This is a genomic window from Kitasatospora sp. NPDC056783 (genome assembly GCF_042789895.1).
Taxonomy (GTDB): domain Bacteria; phylum Actinomycetota; class Actinomycetes; order Streptomycetales; family Streptomycetaceae; genus Kitasatospora.
In genome coordinates this window covers 1-5,212 of record NZ_JBHUAF010000493.1, presented here as the reverse complement: position 1 = coordinate 5,212, position 5,212 = coordinate 1, and the positions used below count along the sequence as shown (strand labels likewise).

General features: G+C 75.4%; 4 protein-coding genes. All 4 read left to right on the top strand.

Going from position 1 to position 5,212, the window contains the following annotated elements; genetic code table 11:
• The first annotated feature begins 263 nt into the window (after nucleotides 1-263).
• On the top strand, nucleotides 264-1,697 hold the full coding sequence (locus ACFRMQ_RS37720) for an HD-GYP domain-containing protein (protein ID WP_380735388.1): 1,434 nt from the start codon (nucleotides 264-266) through the stop codon (nucleotides 1,695-1,697).
• Between the two features lie 164 nt (nucleotides 1,698-1,861).
• Nucleotides 1,862-3,196, top strand: coding sequence for an HD-GYP domain-containing protein (locus ACFRMQ_RS37715; RefSeq protein ID WP_380735387.1), 1,335 nt, complete (start codon nucleotides 1,862-1,864; stop codon nucleotides 3,194-3,196).
• A 296-nt stretch (nucleotides 3,197-3,492) separates the two neighbouring features.
• Complete coding sequence (locus ACFRMQ_RS37710; protein WP_380704351.1) at nucleotides 3,493-4,485, top strand: tetratricopeptide repeat protein; 993 nt, start codon at nucleotides 3,493-3,495, stop codon at nucleotides 4,483-4,485.
• 44 nt (nucleotides 4,486-4,529) lie between these two features.
• On the top strand, nucleotides 4,530-5,168 hold the full coding sequence (def, locus tag ACFRMQ_RS37705; RefSeq protein WP_380735385.1) for a peptide deformylase: 639 nt from the start codon (nucleotides 4,530-4,532) through the stop codon (nucleotides 5,166-5,168).
• Nucleotides 5,169-5,212: the final 44 nt, after the last annotated feature.

The window sequence follows — 5,212 nt, the reverse complement described above, 5'->3', positions numbered from 1 at the left end:
GGCCCCGGGAGCGTACGCTCCCGGGGCCGCTCCCGTTCTGCGCACATGCGCCCTCACTCGTCCGAGTGAGTTGGCGGTGCGCCAACTGCGCCATTGCGGGATCATGCGTCCCCACGCCAGGGCGGCGGCCTATTCTCCTGACGGACACTCACCGTCGGTCCGCCCGACGCGCTGAGGCAACACGGGGTCCGTACGGCGGGGAGGTCGAGATCGCTACCGACTGTGGAGGCTCGACCCTGCCGCGAGGGGCGGCACGCTACCTGGTGGCCGTCCCGGTCGTGGCGCTGTGCTGCCTGGTGCCGCTGCTGCCCGCCGCGGCCGTCCCCGGGGTGCCGCGCTGGCTCGGTGCACCGGTGGACTGGCCCAAGGTCGGGCTGCTGGCCTTCCTGCACGCGTGCTGGGAGTCACTGGCCCAGGGGTTGCCCACGCCCTGCCTGGTGCTGGTGCGTCGGCTGCTGGGCCGTCCGGCGCTGCCCGAGCGGGCGCCCGCCCGGCCCGGGGTGAACGCCTTCTTCCCGGTGCTGTTCGCCGGGGTGCTGATGCTCCCGCCGGCCGCCGCCGCCCTGGTCGCCGCCCCGGCCGCGCTGCTCGGCGGACCGAGCGGGCGCGGCTGCCGCCCGCGGCAGCTGTTCAACGGCTCCCAGCTCGGGCTGTGCGCCTTCGCCTCCTCGGCCGCCTTCCACCTGCTGCGCGGCCCCCAGCTGCTGCTGGGCTCCCGATTCCCGGCGGCGCTGCTGCCCGGGTTCGCCGCCGTCGCGGTGTTCTGCCTGGTCAACGGGGCGGTGGTGGGCGTCATGCTGATGCTCAGCGAGGGCCGCCGGGCGGTGGTGCTGCTGCGCGGGGCGCACTCGGTGTGCGGGCTGCCGGTGCTGGTGCACGCGGCCGGCGGGCTGATGGTCGCGGTGCTCTGGCAGGGCCCGTACGGCGCGTTCGCGGCGCTGCTGGCGCTGCTGCCGCTGTCCATCTCCGCCTGGGTGTTCGCCCAGGGCCAGCGTGAGCGGGACGCCCACCAGGCCACCGTGCAGTCGCTGGTGCAGGCCGTGGAGATCAAGGACTCGTACACCCGGGGCCACAGCGAGCGGGTCGGCCGGGCCTCGGTGCTGATCGCCACTCAACTCGGCATGGAGGCGGAGCGGCTGCGCACCCTGCGCTTCGCCGGAATCCTCCATGACGTCGGCAAACTGGGGGTGGCCACCGAGCTGCTGCGCAGAAACGGTCCCCTGACCGAGGCGGAGCGCCGGGCGGTGGAGATCCACCCGGTGTACGGGTACGAGCTGGTCCGCGGGATCGACTTCCTGCGCGAGGCGCACACCGGGATCCTGCACCACCACGAGCGGATGGACGGCCGGGGCTACCCGAGCGGGCTGACCGGCGACCGGATCCCCGAGTTCGCCCGGATCATCTCGGTCGCCGACGCCTTCGACTCGATGACCTCCACCCGCTCCTACCGGCGCGGCCGTCCGGTCGGCGAGGCGGTGGCCGAACTGGAGCGCTGTTCGGGCAGCCAGTTCGACCCGGTGATGGTGCGGGCGCTGATCGACGCGCTGGCCGAGCACGACTGGCAGCCGGTGGTGCACTCCGAGGACTCCATCGAGGCGGTGCCGGACATCCCGCTCGGGGTGCCCGAGCCGGTCCGGGCGGCGCCGGGCCGGGTGCCGCCCCAGGGCGGGAGCGTTCCCACGGCCGGGCAGCCGTGAGGGCGGCCTGGCGCGCGGCCTCCGGCCGGACGGCGTCGGGGAACGTGGCGTCCGGTGGCGGGCTTCCTGGTGGCGGGCTCCCCGGCGGTGCGGTTTCCGGTGGCTCGGTTCCCGGCGGTGCGGTTTCCGGCGGTGCGGTTTCCGGCGGGGAATGGCTGGGGCGTGTGGCCTTCGGCCGCACGCCCTGCGGGCGCAACGCGCGCGCGGTGCACGCGGCCGCCGCCGCGCTGCTGGCGCTCGCGCTGGGCGCGGTCGCGGTGCGCGGGCTCCCGCAGCCCGGCGTCGCACTGGCCTTCACCACGCTGATCGCGCTCGGCGAGTGCGTCCGGATCACCCTTCCGGGCGATCGGGAACAGGCACCCATCGGCGCGGCCGGCGCGCTGGCGTACGCCCTGCTCGGTCCGCTGCGCGGGGTGCCGACCGCGCACGGCACGCTCCAGGTGGTCGCGGTGACCGGGGCCGGCCTGCTGCTGGGCGGGCTCGCCCGCCTCGTCCTGCCGTGCCGCGTCCTGCCGGGCGCCCGCGAGGAGCGCCCGTACCGTCCGCCCTGGGCCGACCCGGCCCGCCGCGACGCCGCCGCCCGCCGACTGCTCGCCGTCGGTTTCGCGGCCGCCGTCTTCCAGCCGCTCTACAACGGCGGCATGGTCGACCGCTTCTCGCCGCAGGGCCCGGGCTACGGGGCGTTCCTGACCGCCGTCGCCGCGCTGGCCGCGCTCTGCGACGCGACCCTCGCGGCGCTGCTGCGGCGCTCCGTCGGCGGGCCGCGGTTCCCGGCGGCGCTGGAGGACGAACTGCGCTCGCTGTTCGGCATCGGCTCGGCGATCGTCGCCACCGGGATGCTGGTCAGCCTCGCGGCCGGTGAGGTCGGGCTCTGGGCGCTGCCGCTGTTCTGCACCCCGCTGCTGCTCGCCCAGGTGTCCTTCCGGCGGGCTGCCGCGGTCCGGGCCACCACCGGACAGACCATCGCCAGCCTCGCCCGGGCCACCGAGGTGGCCGGCTACACCCCGCACGGGCACGCGCGCCGGGTCGCGGACACGGCGTGCGCGCTGGGACGCGAGCTGGGGCTGGGAACCCGCGAGCTCGCTCTGTTGGAGTACGCCGCGCTGATGCACGACGTCGGCCAGCTGTCCCTGGTCGAGCCGGTGCCGGACGGCGCCACCGCGCTGCTGCCCTGCGCCGAGCAGCAGCGGATCGCCCGGCTGGGCAGCGAGGTGATCAGCCGCACCGGGGTGCCCCGGCAGGTCGCCGAGCAGGTCGCCCGGCTGGCCGACCCCTGCGCCGCCCCCGCCCCCGGCGAGGGCCCGGTGCCGCTGGCGTCCCGGATCATCCGGGTCGCCAACGCCCACGACGACCTGCTCACGGCGGCCCGTGGCCGGGGCGTCGGCGAGGCGGTCGGGCGGCTGGAGGCGCTGGAGGCGCTGCGGCTGGGCCGCGGCCGGGTCTACGACGCCCGCGTGGTGGACGCCCTGGCCAGGGTCGGCGGGCCGGCCCGGGGCTGAGCCGGCGGCCGGGTGCGGGGGACGGTCGGCGCGGCCGGGACCTCTGGGAGATCGGGGTGCGAGGGGCCGGGAGGACCGGGTTCCGGCCACCAGGGGTTGAGAGGGCGCGATCGGGCGGGCAGGCTGGGGAGGGGCGGGCCCCAACCTCGGCGGTGGGGAGCGCGGGCGGGGGCGGGCGTGGTTGGATGCGGTCGTAGCGTGGAACACCGACCCGGGGCACCGGGCTCCGTACCTCACCGAGGCGGTACGGGCGCGGTGGCACGGGACTTGAGCGGACGACGACGGCAGGGACGAACGTGAGGATCTTCCACCGGGCACGGCACCGGCCGTCCGCCACCTGGCGGCAGACGACCGACCGGGCCTTCACGCTGATCGGCGACGGCCGCTACGAGGACGCCGGCGCGCTGCTGGTGATGGCCGCCGACCTGGAGCCGTGGCTCTCCGACTCCTGGTTCAACCTCGCGCTGCTGCACAAGTTCCGCCGGGACTGGGAGCAGGCCCGCTCGGCCGGCCTGCGCGCCGTCGCCCTGCTGGACCGCGAGCACGGCGCCCCGGACTGGTGGAACCTCGGCATCACCGCCACCGCCCTCCAGGACTGGCCGCTGGCCCGCCGCGCCTGGCAGGCGTACGGGCTGAAGCTGCCCGGCGGCCCCGGCACGCAGCAGGACGGCCCGGTCAGCCTGGACCTCGGCACCACCCCGGTGCGGCTCTCCCCGGACGGCGAGTCCGAGGTGGTCTGGGGCCGGCGGCTGGACCCGGCCCGGATCGAGGTGCTGTCCATTCCGCTGCCCTCCTCCGGCCGCCGCTGGGGCGAGGTGGTGCTGCACGACGGCGCCCCGCACGGCGAGCGGGTCACCGACGGCGTCGCCTACCCGGTGTTCGACGAGATCGAGCTGTGGGCGCCCTCCCCGGTGCCGACCTATGTGGTGCTGCTCCAGGCCGCCACCGCCGGGGACCGGGACGCGCTGGAGCGGCTGGTCGCCGACGCCGGCTACGCCGCCGAGGACTGGACCTCCTCCGTGCGGCTGCTGTGCCGGGCCTGCTCGGAGAGCCGGATGGCCTCCGACGACGGCGTCGCCGCCCACCACGACCCGCACGACGACGGGGACGCCGCCCACCCCGGGCACCTCAGCCACCTCAGCCAGGGCGGCGCGGCCGGGATGTCCTGGCTGGTCGAACGCGAGTGCGGGATCGCCGCCCCGGCCCACCTGGTGCGCACCCTGCTGGACCGCTGGGTCGCGGCGGCCCCGGGAACCCGGGCTTACCGGGATCTCGAAGAAGTGTGCTGAGTACCCTGGTGAGGTAACGCGTAGATCGAATGGAAGCGGAAGACATGGCGGAGCAGCACGAGCACGATCACGAGCACGATGTGGAGGGGACGGCGCCCGAGACGCCCGTGAAGGTGATCGGTGAGGAGCCCGACCTCAGCAAGGGCACCGCCCGCCCGATCACCGTCGTCGGCAACCCGGTGCTGCACTGCGAGGTCAAGGACGTCACCGCCTTCGACGGCGAGCTGTCCGCGCTGATCGACGACATGTTCCAGTCCATGTACGCCGCCGAGGGCGTCGGCCTCGCCGCCAACCAGATCGGCGTCGACCTCAAGGTCTTCGTCTACGACTGCCCGGACGACGAGGGCGTGCGCCACATCGGCCACGTGATCAACCCGAAGCTGGAGGAGTACCCGGCCGACCGCCGCCGGGTCCTCGACGACGGCAACGAGGGCTGCCTCTCCGTCCCCACCGCCTACGCCGAGCTGGCCCGCCCGGACTACGCCTCGGTCACCGGCGTCGACAAGGACGGCAAGCCGATCCAGGTCGAGGGCACCGGCTTCTTCGCCCGCTGCCTCCAGCACGAGACCGACCACCTCTACGGCACCCTCTACATCGACAAGCTGTCGAAGCGGGACCGCAAGGACGCCCTGCGGCAGATGGCCGAGGGCACCCCGAAGTACGCGACGGTGCCGAACGCGTAAGGCGCGGTCGGCGGACGGCGAGGGCCGGTGCGGGTGATCCGCAC